Raw genomic sequence first — 17,578 nt, forward strand, 5'->3', positions numbered from 1 at the left:
CGTTGGCCGATCAATCCCCGATGCCGCCCGTCCAGCCGATCGCGCCCGGACATGAGCCGGTGCGCCGGCGTGCCGTCTTCTCGCGCGGCTGGGCGTCGATCGAGTCCCATCATGCGGCGTCACCGGACGAGCTGCGTCACCGGACGCGCCATCGGCGCAACGGCGACGATTCGCTCCAGCTCATCGACGACCTCATCAATCGGCCGATGGATCAGCTGTACAGCGATTCGCGCCTCGTCACGAAGCCCGATTCCAAGATCGTCTACTGGGGCACGCGTGTCGTCGTGTTCCTCATCTGCATCGTCGTCGGCTTCTTCGGCAGCCAGTTCGTCCGCCTGCTCAACACCGATCCGCGCAAGCAGGTCCGCGAATCGCTTGCGAATCAGCTTGTGGCGAACAACGCGCACGTCGACGCGCTCGACAAGGACATCGCGGACCTGCGCAAGCAGGTGGACGAGCAGTCGAAGTCGGCGACGAAGTCGCCGATCGAGCAGGTCGTCGAGGAGAACGAAGCCGCGGCCGGCGCCACGCCGGTCGAAGGCGAGGGCATCGTCATGACGATCGCCAATCCGGTCGCCGCCGCATCGGATTCGTCGCAGGGGGCGCTGCCACGCGACGGCGCGAACGACCGGCTGCGCGTCGTCACCGACGCCGACCTGCAGCTGCTCGTCTGTCTGCTGTGGCGCGCCGGCGCCGAGGCGATCGCCATCAACGGCAACCGCCTGGGCGTCGAGACGTCGATCCGCACGGCCGGCAACTCGATCCTCATCGGCACGACGCCCATCGAGAGCCCGTACCGCATCCAGGCGATAGGCGACCGCGGCGTGCTGGCGGACGCGATGGGCGAGAAGACGCTGCCGACGCTGTACAGTGATTTCCATAAGGCCGGCATGTATCCGCAGATCGACAAGGCGGGCACGATGCGGCTCGAAGCCGCGAGCGTCGGCAAACTGACCTATGCGAGAAGGAGCTGAAGATGGCAGCCGTGCTTGGACTCATCATCGGGGTGGTCGTGGGATTGTTCGTCCGACCCGACATCCCGGTGTTCCTGCAACCGTACCTGCCGATCATGGTCATCGCCGCGCTCGACGCGCTGCTCGGCGCCGCGCGCGCGTACTTCGAGCGCAGCTTCTCGGACCGCGTGTTCGTCATCTCCTTCCTCTCGAACGTCATCACGGCGACGCTGCTTGTGCTGCTGGGCAACCAGCTCGGCGTCGGCTCCCAGCTGACGACCGCCGTCATCGTCGTCCTTGGCATCCGCATCTTCTCGAACGTCTCGGCGATCCGCCGCTACATCTTCCAGGGGTGAACGATGGGCGACGGACAGATGGGACACGGCCTTCCTGAAGACGAGCGCGGCATCCGCGACGTCCGAGACGACGTGGCGCGGGATGGGGGCGCCGTGGGAAACGACGGGGCGGGGGAGCCCGAGCCGCTGACGGCGGAGCATCCGCGCGTGCCGGGGCATGATGACGGGCAGTCGGACCTGCTCAAGCGCATCATCTCGCAGCACAGCCGCGACAAGGCCAACGACCGTACGAAGACGGGCGCGTTCCCGGTCGTGCGCAAGCGCAAGCCGAAGGCGTTGTCCTCGAACGCCCGGTCGCTCAAGGCGCGTTTCGGCACCGGAGTGCTCATCGCCGTGCTGTGCGCGCTGCTCGCCTACGCCTACGTCATCCAGATCAACAACAAGGACACCGCCTACGAGACGCTCACCGAAGCCGAGCTGACGCGCCTGATCAGCGAGACGAGCACCCAGGTGGAACGCCTCGAGCAGCGCAAGAACGAACTGACGAGCCAGCTGAAATCGCTTGAGGAGGCCGCGGACAAGGAGGCGCAGGCCCAGCGCATCGCCCAGGAGAACGAGGAGACGAGCGGCATCCTGTCGGGAAGGCTGCCGGCACAGGGCAAGGGCGTCGTCATCCACATCTCGCAGCCGCAGAAGGCGCCGATCGACGCGGCCACGATGTTCAACCTCATCGAGGAGCTGCGCAACGGCGGAGCCGAGGTCATCCAGATCGACGACGTGCGCGTCGTCACCTCCACCTATGTCAGCGAGACGAACAACGGACTCGTGTGCGACGGGCAGACGCTGACGGCGCCCTACGTCATCAAGGCGATAGGCGACCCGGCCAACCTCACGAACGCCGTGAACATAGCGGGAGGCGTAGGCTCGAGGCTCACCGTCAAATATGGTGCTAATGTGACGGTAGAGACTTCCGACGACGTCAGGATCACCGCGACGCAGCCGGTCATGAAATACAAGTACGCAACGATTGTAGAATAGGCAGTTATGACAGAACCGATTCCAGGTGCGGGCGAGACGACGATCATCGGTCTCCCTGCCATCCAGATCCCCATCACCACGTCCGGCGACCGTCCGCTCACGCAGGAGGACCTCGAGACGATCACGCGGCTTTCCGACAACACCGCGCTGCTCATCGCGACGCGCGGCGCGTTGTCCGGGTCGCGCTATCTGCTCGACGAGGATGAGGTGACGGTGGGACGCGACCCGCGCGCCGACATCCTGCTCGACGATTCGACGGTGTCCCGCTCGCATGCCGTGTTCCGTCGCATCGACGGCAAGTACGAGGTGGTGGACGCCGGAAGCCTCAACGGCACCTACGTCAATCGGGAGCGCGTCGATCACGCCGTCCTCAAGGACGGCGACGAGATCATGATCGGCAAGTTCCGTCTCGTCTACTTCACGAATTCGGCGATCCGCCAGCACTGACGGACGGCCGTAGCGATCCATGACCCGGCAACGAGGCAGCGGCGCGTCCGCGGGACAGCTCGATGCGCCGTGCTACGTGGATGTGCCGCTCATTGACATGGACGACACGATGGTGCAGGGGGAGTTGTTCCCCGACGAGGGCCTCGACGCCACGATCCGCGGCTACCGCGGCACCGTCGCGTCGCAGGTGGCCGGCATCACCTACCGCCAGCTCGACTACTGGGCGCGCAAACGCATCGTCGTCCCGTCGATCGCACCGTCGAGCGGTTCGGGCACGAGGCGCCTGTACTCCTTCGACGACGTCGTCATCCTCGCCGTCTCGAAGAGGCTGCTCGACATCGGCGTGAACCTGCAGAACGCGACGTCGGCGATCGAGTTCCTCATCGCGCAACCGCCCGAGCGCCTGCGCCATCTGACGATCCTGTGCGACGGGCAGCATGTCGAGGAATGCTCTGACGGCGAACAGATCGCGCAGGCGCTTCAGGACGGCGACGCCGTGTTCTGCGTGTCGGTGGGCGCGCTGTGGACGAGAGTCGAGGCGGCGCTCGAACACGCCGACTACACGGATGTGACCGGCGTCGTGCGCCGGCGCAGTACACGGCCGATCGACGACCTCGCCGCGCGCTCGATGCGCGAACGGCTCGAACGACGCCGAGCGGAACATGCGCGTTTCGTCGAACGGTACGCGAACCAGACGCTCGAGGAAACGCTGCGCCGCAGGAAGGACGCCGAGGGCGGCGCGCAGGACGACATGACGAACGACGACGAAAGGGGAGCGGCATGAACGCGGTGCCGGCCATCATATGGATCATCGGCGTGGTCAGCGCATTGGCCGTGTGCGCGGTCACGATCGTGCGTAGCCACTACCACGACGGCGAGAACCTCAAGGTCCGTCCGGTCAGCTGGGCCGTCATCGGCGCGCATTTCACCACGCTCGTCCTCGTCGCGCTGCCGTATCCGATCTATCTGCAGCACCGCGACGCGATCGGCGCGCATGCGCGCGCGCTGTATGCAAAGCTCGGATGGCCGTCGGCGGTCATCGCGATCAGCGTTATCATGCTCGAACTGTTCCTGATGTACATGCAGGCGCGTCGCGCGATGATCGCCCAGGAGGCGCGGAATACGGCAGAGCAGGGGATCGCGGCCGATGCCACCGACCCGCATGCGGCCGTCGGCGGCATGTCGAAGGCCCACGACGAGGAGGACAAAGACGAGGACGACTGGCCGAGCACGTTGGTGTGAGCGTCCTGTCTCGCAAGGACATGATCATGCCGCTGCGGCGTCGGAGCGGCAAACAGGGAGGATGGGGAAGTGTGGGCGATGGTTCCGGCCGTCGCGGTCGGTGCGCTCATCGGCGGCGTGCTGCGCGTATGGACATCCTCGATGCTCAACCGCGGCGCGGGCCGTATCCCGGTCGGCACGCTCGCCGTGAACATCGTCGGATCATTCGTGCTCGGCCTGATGATCGGATGGACGGCGCACGGCCCCGTCGCGCCTCAATTGCAGGCGTTGGTCATGACCGGGCTGCGCGGGGGACTGACGACCTTCTCGACCTTCTGCGGCGACACGGTGCAGCTGTTCGCGACCTCGCCGATGCTGGCCCTTGACATCATACTTGTATTGCTCGCCGGTGGCATGGCGCTCTACGTCGCCGGGCTCCATATGATCCGCACTCCGCGGGATGACGCATGAGCACGATCCCTTTGGCCTCCGGCGAAGATGCATGCAGGGCATCGCAATCCATTCGGAGGATCGGTCGTTGCGGACCGGATATGGCCGGACCTGATATACCTAATCTGACATAACGTACATTATCGGAAATATATGGATGGTCCCTCATCCCGCCCCGCATATGCCGCCCGGCCGCGCTGGCGTCCCATCGTCGCAACGCATCCCGCGTGGGACGGCTCCGTCGCGGCGCCGTCCGCCATGATGCAAGTCCGAACACGCCCGCCATGCGCATACGGCATCACCGTCGTCTGCATCATCCGAGCATCGTTCGACGAAAACCCTTATTATTTCCGTCGGCTCTTTTTCGGATATCCGGATCGCATATCATCCGGTTCCTATTAATCGTCGGCATCATTGCATTAAAAAAACCGGCGGATTTGTTTGGTAAACAAACAAATCCGCCGGCATATGGCATGGATGATGTCAGTCGTTGAAATATTCCTCGACCGCACCGCTCAGCTCATTGACGGCATCGATGACACGGTAGGCGCCGTGCTCGACGAGTTCGCCGGGCTCGGCGTAGCCCCAGCCGCAGCCGAGGCAGTCGATGCCGCACGCCTTCGCGCCGTCCACGTCGGTCCACCGGTCCCCGACCATCAACGCGCGGTCGCCGGCATCCGGATCGTAACCCATGTTCTCGAAGGCGTAACGGATGACCTGGTCCTTGTCGGTGCGTGAGTTGTCCTTGCTCGCCCCGTAGATGGCGTCGACGAGACCGGTCAGCTGGAAATGGTCGCAGATCGGGATGGCCTGGTATTCAGGCTTCGCCGTCGCGATCGCAAGGAAATAGCCGCGTTCGCGCAAGGTCCTGAGTTGTTCCGGAATGCCCGGATACACGGTGTTGTAGAGCCGTCCGGGAACCTTGTTGCCCGGTTCGTTCGGATCATCGAAGACCGCCTCGTCGCCGTAGTAGCGCCGGTAGACGCGCACCGCCTCGTCGAGCTTGTCGTCCGGGATGCCGTACTTGGACATCGATTCGAAGATCGCCGGCCCGATGAAACGCTGCAGCTGCGCGGGCGTCGGCTCCGGGACGCCGACGGCTTGATAGGCCTTCTTCACGCAGGCGAGGATGCCCGGATCGGATTTCGTCAGCGTGCCGTCCAGATCAAGCAGCACGGCCCGCAGCGGATGATGGATGGTCGTCATCGTCAATCGCTCCCCTTTGGTCACTCGTAGTCCGGAATCCAGCCGTCACGGTGCATCTCGAGACGCTTCTCGAGCAGCGCCTTTAGCTCGTCCTCGCTGCGGCGTTCTAGCAGCATGTCCCAATGGGTGCGCGTCGGCTTCGTGATTTCATCGGACTCGCCGTCATTGTCGTCCTCGCGATGCGCGGTTGCGCCGCAGCGGCACTCCCATTCGTTCGGGAAATCGGCGCCTTCCGCGAACGGCAGGATCGTACGATGGCCGCGCGGGCAGACATATGCCACCTCGGTGCGCGCGGCGAAATCGACGTTCGTGTCCGACTCCAGCGATTTCGCGCCGATGCTCATGCCGCGCAGACTGCGTTCAGCCATTTATGTTCCTCCCAGAAGACGGTTCAGTGGTTCCACGCTACAAAACAGCTCGGACGTGGGCTTTATTCCATCAGTCGACGCCCGAATAGGCGACGATGCCGCGGTTGACGGCGTCGTAGGCCTCATGCGCGCGCGCCGCGAGCTCCGCATGTTCGGCGCCCATGTACGGTTCGGCGACGGCGATCTGCTGGAGCACGTCGGCAAGCCGCTTCGCATTGCGCACGAAGTCGCCGGCGGTGAGTTCGGTATGCTCGAGCACCTCGGAGAGGCTGTCGCCTCGCGCCCAGTCGTAGACGATGTCGACGATGCCGAAGTCGAGCGGCTGCAGGTAGTTCGTGACGCCGAGGTCCTCGCACAGCATGAGCACCTGGTCGTCGAGCTCGGCGAGCTCGCGGGCGCGCTGCGCGACGAGTCCGTGGGGTCCGCCCGGATAGCGGCGGGGCTCTCCCCCTTCGCCACGGCGCGCCTCATACAGGAGCGACGAGATGATCGCGGCGAGCTGCGCGGCGGCGAGCCCGTCGAGTGCGCCCGAGGTGATCGCCTGGGCGAGCACGAGATCGCGTTCCGAGTACAGGCGGCGCAGCAGCTGGCCGTGCTCGGTCAGGCGGTAGTCGCGTACGCCGTCCTCGTCGGCGCGTTCCAGATAGCCGAGCCTCTCGAGGATCGTGCAGATGCGGTCGAACTGACGCGCCACGGAGCCGGTGCGCGAATCGTAGCGGTCGCGCAGCCGCGTGAGCTCACGGGTCTCGCGGATCCAGCGGTTGCCCCACTTCATGTGCTGAGCGAAATCGGGGCACGCCTTGCACGGATGGTCGTGCTCGCGTTCCTTGAGCGCGGCGATCCTCGCGTCGAGACGGCGGAAGGCTCGCGACTTCTCGGCGTTGTCGCGGAAGACCTCGTGCTTGAGCCGACGCCGCTCGTTCTTCTGCAGGTCGCTCAACTGCATGCGGATCCGCAGCAGCTCGGTGAAGTCGCCGTGCTCGCAGGCCATCGCGTCCTCGTAGCCGGCGATAGCCTTCTCGAGCGCCTCCATGCGCGCCTCGATCTGCCAGGCGGACGCGTTCGCCTCCCACTGCGCGAAGGAATGGTCGAGCGTGTCGCGTGCCGTCTCGTAGTCGCTGCCGTTGAGCAGGTTGACGGCCATGTTGAACGTGGGCTTGAAACTCGAGTGCAGCGGGTAGACGCGCTTGCTCGACAGCGCGACCGCCGTCTCGGGCTTGAAGCCGCGATGGTCGACGACGATCGCGTTGCCGATCGTGTCGATGCCGCGGCGGCCCGCGCGGCCGGTGAGCTGCGTGTACTCCCCCGGCGTCAGGCCGACGATGCCGGTGCCGTCGTATTTCTCGAGCTTCTCGATGATGACGCTGCGCGCCGGCATGTTGATGCCCAGCGCGAGCGTCTCGGTCGCGAACACGACCTTGATCAGACCCTCCTCGAAGAGCCGTTCGACGATCTGCTTGAACAGTGCGATCATGCCCGCGTGATGCGGGGCGAAGCCCTCCTCGAGCGCATGGCGGAACTGCGCGAACCGCAGCGTCTTCAAATCGTCACGCGTGAGCTGGCCTTCGATCATCTCGTCGACGATGACGTCGATGCGGCGCGCCTCCTCGTCGGTCGTCAGGCGCAGTCCGGCGTCGAGGCACTGCTCGACGGCCTCGTCGCATCCGTTGCGTGAGAAGATGAAATAGATCGCCGGCAGCATCCGCAGGAAGTTGAGCTCGTCGACGACGGCCCAGCGGCGCGGATGGTAGCGTTCGACGCGGCCGGTGCGGCCCCTGCCGTCCGGTCGTCCATGGCGGCCCCCGCCGCGGCGCCGGTCATGGCCTTCAGCGCCCTTGCGCCGCAGCTCGCGCCGGTCGAACTCATCGAGCTTCGCCGTCAGCCTTGCGTTCGGCTTCGTCGTCGCCTCGCCTCGGTCGTCGCGCCGGTACAGGTCGAGCAGCTCAGGCTCGGTGCGCGGGTCGCGCTGCACGAGGACGTACTGGTCGAGCGGCACCGGACGGTGTTCGGAGATGACGAGCTTCGTCTCGCCGCGCACCGAGGCGATCCAGTCGGCGAAGTCCTCGACGTTCGAGACGGTCGCAGACAGGCCGACGATCCGCACCGACGACGGCAGGTGGATGATGACCTCCTCCCAGACGGGTCCGCGGAAGCGGTCGGCGAGGTAGTGCACCTCGTCGAGCACGACATAACGCAGCGCCTCGAGCGTCGTCGAATGCTCGTACAGCATGTTGCGCAGCACCTCGGTCGTCATGACGACGATGTCCGCCTCCGAGTTGATCGAGGTGTCTCCGGTGAGCAGACCCACCTTCTGCGGCCCGTAGAGGGCGACGAGGTCATGGTATTTCTGGTTGCTCAGCGCCTTGATCGGCGTCGTGTAGAAGGCCTTCGCGTTCTGCTCCTGGGCGAGGTAGACGGCGAAGTCGGCGACGACGGTCTTGCCGGCGCCAGTCGGCGCCGCGACGAGCACGTTCGACCCCTCCTCGAGCGCCTCATTCGCATCCATCTGGAATCCGTCGAGGTCGAAGGGCAACGAGTCGGCGAAGCGCCGCGCCACCGAACGTCGCCGCTGACGCGCCTCGGTGAAACGCGCGTAACGCTCAGACGGGCTCAGCTCCCGCCCCTGCGCGTCCTGTTCGCAACGATGTGCGGTGTGCCTGTGATGTCGTGCCATGATGGAACCTTCATCCGTTGATGTCGATGGCCGCGGGCGTATCCATGCCGGAACGCCCGCGGCCGGGTAATATGCCGTCGCGTGACGGCAGGATGGGCTCCCGCCGTCACGCGACCTTTCAGTCGTTGAATCGCGACCAGCGCCGCCAGACGGCCGCATGGCGGTCGCGCCGCCTCTCCCTGCGTTCGATGACGCCGGCATGGGCGTCCGCGTAGCGGTCGGCGGCGACGGCGAGCGGTTCGGTGAAGATCGCGCGTCGGGGGATGCTCCCCCCGTCCTGCGGCGCGTTCATCTCGTCGATGCGCGCGGTGACGTCGGCGGCGACGGCGCCGACGACCTTCGATGCGCGCATCGCGTGCACGGCCGCATAGATGACGCCGGCGACGAGCATCGCAAGCATGAAGAGCGCGAGGATGAGCCAGATCCACCAGGGCATGGGCGTCCTTCCTACTGTTCCCGCTCGGTCTCGATGACCTGATCGGAGAGGCTGAGTTCGCGTTCGGCGCGGGCGATCATCATCGTGCGCAGCGTCTCCGGGGCGACGGCGATGATATGGCGGGCGTGGGCGATGCAGAAGGCGACGAACCAGGAATCGGACTGCACGAACAGATGCACCTTCTCGCCTTCCCCGCACGGTTCGACGTCCGCGTCGGCGAGCGTCTTGATGAAGTCGAGATGCGGCTGGTCGGTGATGAACACGGCTGGGGTGGCCGTGTCGATGATCCACTTGCGCAGGTCGGAGACGGAGACCTTCGGGATGTCGAGAGGCTTCGTCGGCGTGACGACGCTCGCCTCCTCGATGCGCGCGACGCGCAGCACCTGCCAGATGCGGGGCTCGCCGGTCTCCTTGTTGAGCGTCATGTCCTTGCGCACGAGCGGCTTGAGGTCGTCCGGTGCGTACTGTTCGACGTCCGTCCACATCGCCGCGTAGTAGACGCCCTCGTCGACGTAGATCTTCGACGGGGCGACGAGGCGGCGCATGACGCGGCCCGAACCGTCGCGGTATTCCATATTGAGCAGTGCATGGTCCTTGATCGCGAGCTTGACGGCGTCGAAGCAGCGCGGTTCGAGCTCGTATCCGGTCAGGCTCAGCCAGGGCGTCTCCCCCGGTGCGACGTACTTGACGAGGCGCCCATACAGGTCGCGCGCCTGCTCGCGCTGGTCCTCGGGCAGCAGCTGCGCATGGGCCAGGTAGTTGACCGAGGCGGTGAGCATGCTCATGTACTGCGGCGAGATGCCGGCGAGGCGTTCGAGGCCGAGCGAGTTCGTCGCCGAGACGATGCCCTCCGCGTCGAGCAGCGACCAGTCGATGTCGAAGAACTGGCTGCCCGCCATCTCGCCGTCGTCGGAGACCGTCGTCAGCGTGTTGATGTCCTTGTGGATCGTGTTGACGTACTTCTTCATCTCGTCGTCGTTCTTCGGCCTGCCGATGAAACGTTCGGCGAGTTCGGGCAACGAGTACTCCTCGCCCAGATGCGCGGACAGGAACAGCATCAGGCGCAGGCGGCGATCGACCTCGCTGCCGGTCTGGAACGCGTTCTTCTTGTGCGCCTTCGCGCTCTGGGACCCCTCGTCCTCATCCGGTTCGGCCGATTCGATCGAATGGGCGCGGACCTTCGCGCTCATCGGGTTGGCGGAATCGTCTGCGAGCTGGAATTGCGTCGCCGCGTTGAGACGGCGGTGGAAGGCCGCGACGGCCTCGGGCGGGCTGACGACCGACGAATTGGGGTGTTCGAGGACGAACATGGCCAGATCGTCCGAATCGCTGTAGGCGACGTTGATGTGCTCGCCGTCGACGGCGACGGTCGCGGCGAAGCGACGCGAGTCGACCTCCCTGACCAGGTTCTCCGGGATGTGCTGGGTGCCGAGACCCGGGGCGATCGAATCGAGGCCGAGGCCGGGAATCGGCGTCTGGGGCACGCGCGGCGCGGTGCGCGAGGCGTGCGCCGGTTGCGTATGGGCCGGCATCGAGGACATCGACATCGAACGCGCCAGATAGTTCGCGGCGGCGAGCACCGGCAGGTCCTCGGGGCGGAAACGCAGACGGATGCGCGGCTCGTCGCCGAGCTGCAGACGGTAGGACGCGAAGTCCTGGCCTTCGGACTTGGATGAGTATTCGGGTTGCCGCGACTCGATCGCGATGCCCATCGCGGCGAGCTTGGCCCGGTCGCGCTGGAACTGCTTGGCGAACGCCGCCTTCGCCGCCTGATCGGCCAGTTCGCCGTACGAATCGGCGTAGGCCTTCACACGCTGTGCGATCTGCCGCGATGTCAGCCATTGCGGGAAGGCGGATGACAGAACTGCCAGAACATCGAGCTCGTGTTTGCCCCACTTGTCGGAGAAGCGGCGCCTACCGTTACTACCCTCAGCCATTGGTCCTCACGTATCATTAAAGTTTTTCGTAGGTGTGGGCATCGGTGGGATGCCGTACACCCTCTCCTATGATATAGGCTTTTTCGGCCGAGATGGTCGATTTCTCGAAAAAACTCTGATTTTCTTGGTCTGCGAACAAATGCGGATCACAGCCATTCGTCCGGTTCGACGCCTTGGGGGCCGACGAATTCGCCGTTCGGCACATAGCTGGGACGCCCCGAATCCGTGAGGCGCGCGTCGCCGAACAGGCTGACGTTGCGCCCGAAGGTCCAGTCGCCCTCGACGCGGAACGACGCGGCTGCGGCGATCGACGGCACGCCGTAGGGGAAACGCTCCTCGAAGTCCTGGATGTTCTTGTAGTAGCGCTTGTCGAGCTCGACGTTCGGGAAATGGTAGTCGCCGTCCTCCATTTCGTAGGAATCGGTCAGATGGAAGCGGTCGGAACGCATGATGAACAGGTCGTCGGTCGTCTTGACCGGCAGGAAGCGCATGCGGTCCACCTGCACGCAGATGGCGCCGTTGAACAGGTTCACCGCGGCGCCCATCGCCGTCTCGAGCTGGATGACCTTCGTCGACGCCGGATCGGTGGGGTCGACGGTCTTGTGGTTGCGGATGACCGGCAGCGGCAGCACGCCGTCGTGGTCGTCGAGCAGCTTGCGCAGCATGTCGATGCGCACCCAGATGTTGTTCGTGTTGAAGAACGGATGCTTGTGGATGTCCATCGCGGCGCTGCGGTCGCGCGGATCCACCTGCGTCATCTCGCGCAGCATCAGACGTCCGGTGACGCGGTCGCGAACGATGTGGCCCCCCTTGCGGTCGGCCTCGGTGCGTCGCGCCACCTCGATCATGATCGGCGCGCCGGTGTTCTCGAAATGTTGCGCGAGCGTGCGCGACGGGCGCGCGCCGAGGTTGTCCGAGTTTGAGATGAACAGGTAGCGGAACCCGCGCTCCTCGAGGATGGCGAGCAGCCCGGACTCGTAGAGCGTCGAATACAGGTCGCCGTGCCCCGGCGGGCACCATTCGAGGTCGGGGTTCGCCGGCCATTGCACCGGTTCGCCGGTAGACGGGTCGATCTTGGGCTCGACGTGCTGGACGATCTCGACGGGCACGCCCTCCTGCGCGAAGTGGTGGTTCTTCGCGATCGCGTCCATCGTGTCCTTCGACGTGCGGAACGAGTTCATGAAGGTCAGCGGCAGTTCGACGCCTAGACGCGTGCGCGCCGTGCAGACCTGGCCGAGGATGATGTCGAGGAACCGCATCGGGCGCGCCTTGTGGCGACGCACAGGCAGCAGCGACTTCGCGTAGTCGAGGCCCATCGACGTGCCGAGGCCGCCGTTGAGCTTGAGGAACGCCGTCTTGGCGAAGGCGTCGACGGCCTTGTCGTGGTTGATCGTCTCGTAGACGTCATGGAAGTTCGGGACATCGGTGATCGGTTCGACGTCGGACTCGTGGATGTAGCTCGTATCCTCCTCATTCGCCCAGACGTCGTAGAGATGCTCGAACTGGGCTATCGCGGTGTCGCTCATGCCCTGTGACCGCATCTTATGCGCGGAGCGCTCGAAAACATCGACCATGGTGATGACCAGTCCCTTTCTCGGTTGCGCGCACTGCCGGTGTCGGTGCCTCCGTGCGCAATGCCGTGTCTCAGTGTAGCGACCTTACCTTCAATCTGTCTAATTGAGCGCGTAGCAATTCACATTATCTTCGTTTCGTTGCGGTTTGAGACGGGGTTTCCGTGGTGATAATACGATGATTGACGGGATTGCCGAACGGGGCCGGACGTGCAACGCCGCGCCGGCCGATTTGGCGTTGTCGCCGAGGTTGTGCTACATTGTCTCTTCGGTGCAGGACGCACCGTTCGGACCATAGCGCAGTTTGGTAGCGCACTTGACTGGGGGTCAAGGGGTCGCGGGTTCAAATCCCGCTGGTCCGACGATTGATCCCCGGGTCGGCGAACGCCCCGGGGATTTTCGTATACACCGCATATGTGGGAGGCCAGGCACACGCCCTGCCTCCCACATATGTCATCGCATCACTTGCGGCGCTTCTTCTCCCGGATGTTGACGGAGATCTGGATCGGCGATCCCTCGAATCCGAACTCCTCGCGCAGCTGGCGTTCGAGGAAGCGGCGGTAGCCGTGCTCGAGGAAGCCGGTGGCGAAGACGACGAAGCGCGGCGGCCGGCTCGAGGCCTGCGTCGCGAACAGGATGCGCGGCTGCTTGCCGCCGCGCAGCGGATGCGGGTGGGCGGCCTGGACCTTGCCGAGGAAGGCGTTGAGCTTGCCGGTCGGTATACGCTTGTCCCACGACTCGAGCGCCTGCGTCATCGCGCGCGACAGGCGGTTCGTGTGCCATCCGGTCTTCGCCGAGAGGTTGACGCGTTGCGCCCAGGTCACGCGGTCGAACTCGGTCTTCCACAGACGCTCCATGCGCTGGCGGTCGAACTCGTCCATGAGGTCCCATTTGTTGAACACGAGCACGACGGCGCGGCCCGCGTCCACTGCGGAGCTCATGACCTTGAGGTCCTGGTCGGAGATCGGTACCGACGCGTCGAAGAGCACGAGCGCGAGTTCGGCGCGTTCGATCGCGGCCTGCGTGCGCAGCGACGAATAGTATTCGGCGCCGGAGAGCTTGTGCTGTCGGCGCTTGATGCCGGCCGTGTCGATGAAGAGGTAGTCCTCGCCGTCGATCGTGACGATCTCGTCGACCGGGTCGCGCGTCGTGCCGGCCAGATCGTTGACGACTGAGCGCTCCTCATGCGCGAGCTGGTTGAGCAGCGACGACTTGCCGACGTTCGGCTTGCCGACGAGCGCGACGCGGCGCAGATGCGACGGCGTGAGGAAGCCGGAGGTGCGTTCTGCGCCGCGCAGCGCCTCGAGCGCCGCGTCGAGCAGGTCGCCCACTCCCCTGCCGTGCATCGCGGAGATCGGATACGGTTCGCCCAGTCCGAGCTTCCAGAACTCGGCGGCCATGTATTCTCCGGCCTGGTCATCGACCTTGTTCACGGCGACGACGACGGGTTTGCCCGCCGAACGCAGCATCCTGACGATGCGTTCGTCGGTCTGCGTCAGCCCGGTCTGGCCGTCGACGACGAAGACGACGGCGTCGGCGAGCTCGACGGCGATCTGCGCCTGCGAGGCGATTGCCGAGTCGATGCCCTCGACGTCGGCCTCCCAGCCTCCGGTGTCGACGAGCTTGAAGTCCGTGCCGGCCCATTCGGCGTCGTAGCTGACGCGGTCGCGTGTGACGCCGGGCGTGTCCTCGACGACGGCGGCGCGACGGCCGAGGATGCGGTTGACGAGCGTCGACTTGCCGACGTTCGGCCGGCCGATGACCGCCAGCACGCCGACCTCCTTGCGCCGCGCCGTCCGTTCGCCCGCCGTGAACGCGGAGCCGTCGATGAGCGCCTCGTCGCCCTCGTCGAGCTCGTATCCCTCGAGGTTGCTCGCGTACTCGGCGTACTCGCGCTCCTCGATGGCGTCATCGACGAGCCCGACGAGCAGGTCGAGCGTCTGCTCGAAGTCGAGGTCGGAGTTGTCGATCGTCGTGACGCCGTCCTCGGCGACGGTGAAGTTCGTCACCTTGGAGTCGGCGGCGTCGCGCGCGGCGACGTTCTCGGCGCCGGCGGCGCCGTCGGCGGCCTGATGGGCGCGGCGCGCCTGGCGCACGTCCTCGCGCGCCGTGAGCAGCACGCGCACCTCGGCGTGCGGCGCGACGACGTCGGTGATGTCACGCCCCTCCGCGACGATGCCCAGGCCATGCGAGAAGCCGTCCTCGACGCCTTCGGCGGCGATGTACGCACGCTGGGCGGCGACGAGGATGTGCCGCACCGGGATGATCGACGAGACGCGCGAGACCCGCGCGCTGATCTCGCTCGAGCGGATCTGCTCGCTGATGTTGCGCCCGTCGCAGAACACGCGCGCATCGTTCGGCGCGTCCGGATCGACGCTGATGTCGAAGTGGCCCTCGGTGAACAGCGCGGCGACCGTCTCGGTGACCTCGCGCTCGTCGAGGTCGGCGTCGTCGAGGTCGATGCCCTGTTCAAGCACCCACCAGGCCGCGGCGCGGTACATCGCGCCCGTGTCGAGATAGGCGAAGCCGTAGTACTTCGCAAGCGCCTTGGACGTCGAGGACTTGCCGACGCCGGCGGGGCCGTCGATGGCGACGGTGATCACAGGCCCACCTCCTTGGAGAGCGAACGGACCTCGGTGGCCGACAGCACGCGGTAGGAGCCGGGCTTGAGGTCGCCGAGCTTGATCGGGCCGATCTGCGTGCGCACGAGGCGCTTGACCGGGAAACCGATCGCACCGAAGATGCGGCGCACGATGCGGTTCTTGCCCGAATGGAGCGTGACCTTGACGATCGTCTGCTCACGGCTCTGGTCGATGATCGAGCAGTGGTCGAGCTTGATCCATCCGTCGTCGAGCTGCACGCCGGTGCGCACGAGACGCCGGCAGACGTTGCCGCTCATGCGTCCCTCAAGCGTGGCGATGTAGGTCTTCTCGACCTCGTACTTCGGGTGCATGACGTGCTGGCTGAGCTCGCCGTCGTTCGTCATCAGGATGAGGCCCTCGGAATCGTAGTCGAGGCGTCCCATATGGAAGATGCGCTCGTACTTGTCGCCGACGATGTCGCGCAGCGTGTAGCGTCCCTTCGGGTCCTCCATCGCGCTGAGCACCTTCCTCGGCTTGTTGAGCGCGAGTGTGACGTGGCGCGGGTTGAGGCGGATGCGCGATCCGTCCACGCGCACCTGCTGCGACTTGGGGTCGACCCTCGTGCCGAGCTCGGTGACGAGTTCGCCATCGACCTCGACGCGGCCGTCGACGATCATCTCCTCGCATTTGCGACGAGAGCCGAAGCCCGCCTGCGCGAGCAGTTTCTGCAACCGTATTCCGTCGTGTTCCTCGGTGTGTGATTTCCTTGCTTGACTATATGCGTGTGGCATCGTTCTCCCAACGTGGCCGTTTGTGTTGATGGCGTCGTCCCGCGCGCCCGAAGGCGACGGCAGGACCACTGTCTAGTATTGTACAGCGTGGCCGCCGGACAACGACGGCCCAGCCATGGTCTTCACCATGGCTTCAAGTACCGCAAAGGAATATATCTATGACTGCTGTTGATAACGATTCCACGGTCGAGGTCCGCGAGGGCGCCGCCGTGCAGAACGACGGACACAGCATTTGGGCCCGCCTCGGCGCCGAATTCGCCGGCAGCCTGCTCATCTGCTTCTCGATCTACATGGCGAGTTCGTTCGGCGTGGTGAACTTCGGGCTCAACCTCGCGTTCACCGTCGTGGCGATCGGCGTCATCTACGGCGCGATGACGTCGGTCTTCGCGCGCATCTCCGGCGCGCAGTTCAACCCGGCCGTCACCGTCGCGGCGATGCTCACGTCGAAGACCCGCGTGCGCGACGGCGTGTTCTACATCATCGCGCAGGTGCTCGGCGGCCTCGTCGCCGGCGCGCTCTTCTTCTTCCTCATCCCGAGCTCGGAGACGGTGAACAAGTCGCAGTGGACGATGATGGCGATCAACGGCTACGACGTGAACAGCCTGATGTATGCGAGCATGAGCCCGTACGGGCTGACTTACGGCGTCACGATGGCGATCGTCGTCGAGCTGATCGCGTCGGTCATCGTCGTGGCCGCCGCGATGACGACGCTCAAGCGCAACGGGCGCGCGACGCGCTCCGCCGCCGTCACGATGGGCGTCGCCTATGCCGCCGCCGCCGCGATGGCCGCCCCGGTCACCGGCGCGTCGATCAACCCGATGCGCGCCACCGGCATCGCCGTCTTCGCGCAGCATGAGGAGGGCGCCAACACGGTCAATCCGCTTTCGCAGCTGTGGGTGTTCTGGGTGACCGCGATCCTCGCCGCCGCCATCGTCGCGCTCGTCATGATCGTCGCGCAGCTCGCGCATTCGCGCGCGGCCAACGGCGACGAGATGGACGTCGACGTGGCAGAGGCCGCGATGGTGCAGGACGACGAGGCCGACCACACCGACCTCGACGGCGATGCCGCCGTGGTCTATGAGGAGCAGGGCGAGGCCGCCGGGCCGGCGACGCCCGAAGCGTCACAGACCCCGGATGACGCCGACTCAGCGGATGAAGCGAATGGCGAGGTACAGCAGCGTTAGCACGACGCCGAAGCCGATGCCGCACACGGCATCGAAGGAGACCGACCTGACCTTCCAGGGACTGCGTTCCCGATAGATCAGTCGCACCACACCGGAGCCGATGGCAGTCACGGACACGATGGCCGTGGCGACCATCGGCTCCCCCATTATCGCGAGCACCGTGGCGGCGACGACGAGGCCGGCGACGCACCATTCGAACCACGGGCTGCCTTCATGTTGCTCCGAGACATGCGGATGATGCGCGTTCATCGTAAGGCTCCTTGGCGGTCGGCGGTCGGGACACCGACCATCCTACTACCGCGGGGGATCGTCGGGACCGGAGTCGGAACGCGTCGATGGATACGGGCAGGGACCGTGCCACGGGGATTCCCCGTGGCACGGTCCCTGCCCATTCTGCTCCCTGCGACGGTTCCGCCGGTGAGGG

Annotated in this window: 15 protein-coding genes, 1 tRNA gene and 3 pseudogenes; 9 read left to right on the forward strand and 10 right to left on the reverse strand. The window is 65.5% G+C overall.

Annotated features, from left to right (window positions below; all coding sequences use genetic code 11):
- The first annotated feature begins 2 nt into the window (after positions 1-2).
- The 7 genes and pseudogenes from D2E22_RS00750 to D2E22_RS00780 all read left to right on the forward strand — a co-directional run bounded on the left by D2E22_RS00750 (position 3) and on the right by D2E22_RS00780 (position 4,426).
- Entirely contained in the window at positions 3-974 is a 972-nt protein-coding gene (locus tag D2E22_RS00750) for a DUF881 domain-containing protein (protein WP_420897224.1), read from the forward strand.
- Between the two features lie 2 nt (positions 975-976).
- Positions 977-1,309, forward strand: a complete 333-nt coding sequence (locus D2E22_RS00755; RefSeq protein WP_126031217.1) for a small basic family protein — start codon at positions 977-979, stop codon at positions 1,307-1,309.
- Between the two features lie 147 nt (positions 1,310-1,456).
- Complete coding sequence (locus D2E22_RS00760) at positions 1,457-2,287, forward strand: DUF881 domain-containing protein (RefSeq protein WP_420897232.1); 831 nt, start codon at positions 1,457-1,459, stop codon at positions 2,285-2,287.
- Between the two features lie 6 nt (positions 2,288-2,293).
- Positions 2,294-2,734: an FHA domain-containing protein gene (locus tag D2E22_RS00765; protein WP_126031218.1), complete on the forward strand. Its 441-nt coding sequence runs from the start codon at positions 2,294-2,296 to the stop codon at positions 2,732-2,734.
- Between the two features lie 97 nt (positions 2,735-2,831).
- A pseudogene (locus D2E22_RS00770) lies at positions 2,832-3,395 on the forward strand (MerR family transcriptional regulator); the annotation flags it as partial.
- A 119-nt stretch (positions 3,396-3,514) separates the two neighbouring features.
- Positions 3,515-3,976: a hypothetical protein gene (locus D2E22_RS00775; protein WP_126031219.1), complete on the forward strand. Its 462-nt coding sequence runs from the start codon at positions 3,515-3,517 to the stop codon at positions 3,974-3,976.
- Positions 3,977-4,054: 78 nt separating this feature from the next.
- Positions 4,055-4,426, forward strand: coding sequence for a FluC/FEX family fluoride channel (locus tag D2E22_RS00780; protein WP_241218126.1), 372 nt, complete (start codon positions 4,055-4,057; stop codon positions 4,424-4,426).
- Positions 4,427-4,888: 462 nt separating this feature from the next.
- Here the strand turns inward: D2E22_RS00780 and D2E22_RS00785 are convergent, their stop codons facing one another.
- The 7 genes and pseudogenes from D2E22_RS00785 to D2E22_RS00810 form a co-directional block, all read right to left on the reverse strand.
- A complete protein-coding gene (locus D2E22_RS00785) occupies positions 4,889-5,611 on the reverse strand; it encodes an HAD hydrolase-like protein (protein WP_126031503.1) in 723 nt (240 codons plus the stop codon).
- Between the two features lie 20 nt (positions 5,612-5,631).
- Positions 5,632-5,979, reverse strand: a complete 348-nt coding sequence (locus D2E22_RS00790; protein ID WP_126031221.1) for an RNA polymerase-binding protein RbpA — start codon at positions 5,977-5,979, stop codon at positions 5,632-5,634.
- A gap of 70 nt (positions 5,980-6,049) precedes the next feature.
- On the reverse strand, positions 6,050-8,653 hold the full coding sequence (locus D2E22_RS00795) for a DEAD/DEAH box helicase (protein ID WP_126031222.1): 2,604 nt from the start codon (positions 8,651-8,653) through the stop codon (positions 6,050-6,052).
- Positions 8,654-8,771: 118 nt separating this feature from the next.
- Positions 8,772-9,089 carry a hypothetical protein gene (locus tag D2E22_RS00800; protein ID WP_126031223.1) on the reverse strand — a complete coding sequence of 106 codons (318 nt, stop codon included), beginning with the start codon at positions 9,087-9,089 and terminating at the stop codon, positions 8,772-8,774.
- 11 nt (positions 9,090-9,100) lie between these two features.
- Positions 9,101-10,192 (reverse strand): annotated as a pseudogene (locus D2E22_RS10935) (helix-turn-helix transcriptional regulator); the annotation flags it as partial.
- Between the two features lie 57 nt (positions 10,193-10,249).
- A pseudogene (locus tag D2E22_RS10940) lies at positions 10,250-11,026 on the reverse strand (helix-turn-helix transcriptional regulator); the annotation flags it as partial.
- Positions 11,027-11,172: 146 nt separating this feature from the next.
- Positions 11,173-12,600, reverse strand: coding sequence for a UTP--glucose-1-phosphate uridylyltransferase (locus D2E22_RS00810; protein ID WP_126031225.1), 1,428 nt, complete (start codon positions 12,598-12,600; stop codon positions 11,173-11,175).
- A gap of 285 nt (positions 12,601-12,885) precedes the next feature.
- On the opposite strand from D2E22_RS00810, the gene D2E22_RS00815 reads away from it, so the two are divergent.
- Positions 12,886-12,959, forward strand: a tRNA-Pro gene (locus tag D2E22_RS00815).
- A 99-nt stretch (positions 12,960-13,058) separates the two neighbouring features.
- On the opposite strand, the gene der is transcribed toward D2E22_RS00815, so the two are convergent.
- Both der and D2E22_RS00825 read right to left on the reverse strand, forming a co-directional pair.
- On the reverse strand, positions 13,059-15,200 hold the full coding sequence (der, locus tag D2E22_RS00820) for a bifunctional cytidylate kinase/GTPase Der (protein ID WP_126031226.1): 2,142 nt from the start codon (positions 15,198-15,200) through the stop codon (positions 13,059-13,061).
- Positions 15,197-15,970 (reverse strand): pseudouridine synthase, encoded by a 774-nt coding sequence (locus tag D2E22_RS00825; protein WP_126031227.1) that lies wholly within the window; start codon positions 15,968-15,970, stop codon positions 15,197-15,199. The genes der and D2E22_RS00825 overlap by 4 nt, the downstream gene beginning before the upstream one ends.
- Positions 15,971-16,128: 158 nt before the next feature.
- On the opposite strand from D2E22_RS00825, the gene D2E22_RS00830 reads away from it, so the two are divergent.
- Positions 16,129-17,154: an MIP/aquaporin family protein gene (locus D2E22_RS00830; RefSeq protein WP_126031228.1), complete on the forward strand. Its 1,026-nt coding sequence runs from the start codon at positions 16,129-16,131 to the stop codon at positions 17,152-17,154.
- On the opposite strand, the gene D2E22_RS00835 is transcribed toward D2E22_RS00830, so the two are convergent.
- Entirely contained in the window at positions 17,116-17,403 is a 288-nt protein-coding gene (locus D2E22_RS00835; protein ID WP_126031229.1) for a DUF3017 domain-containing protein, read from the reverse strand. The genes D2E22_RS00830 and D2E22_RS00835 overlap by 39 nt on opposite strands.
- Between the last annotated feature and the right edge of the window lie 175 nt (positions 17,404-17,578).

The organism is Bifidobacterium castoris (assembly GCF_003952025.1).
GTDB lineage: Bacteria > Actinomycetota > Actinomycetes > Actinomycetales > Bifidobacteriaceae > Bifidobacterium > Bifidobacterium castoris.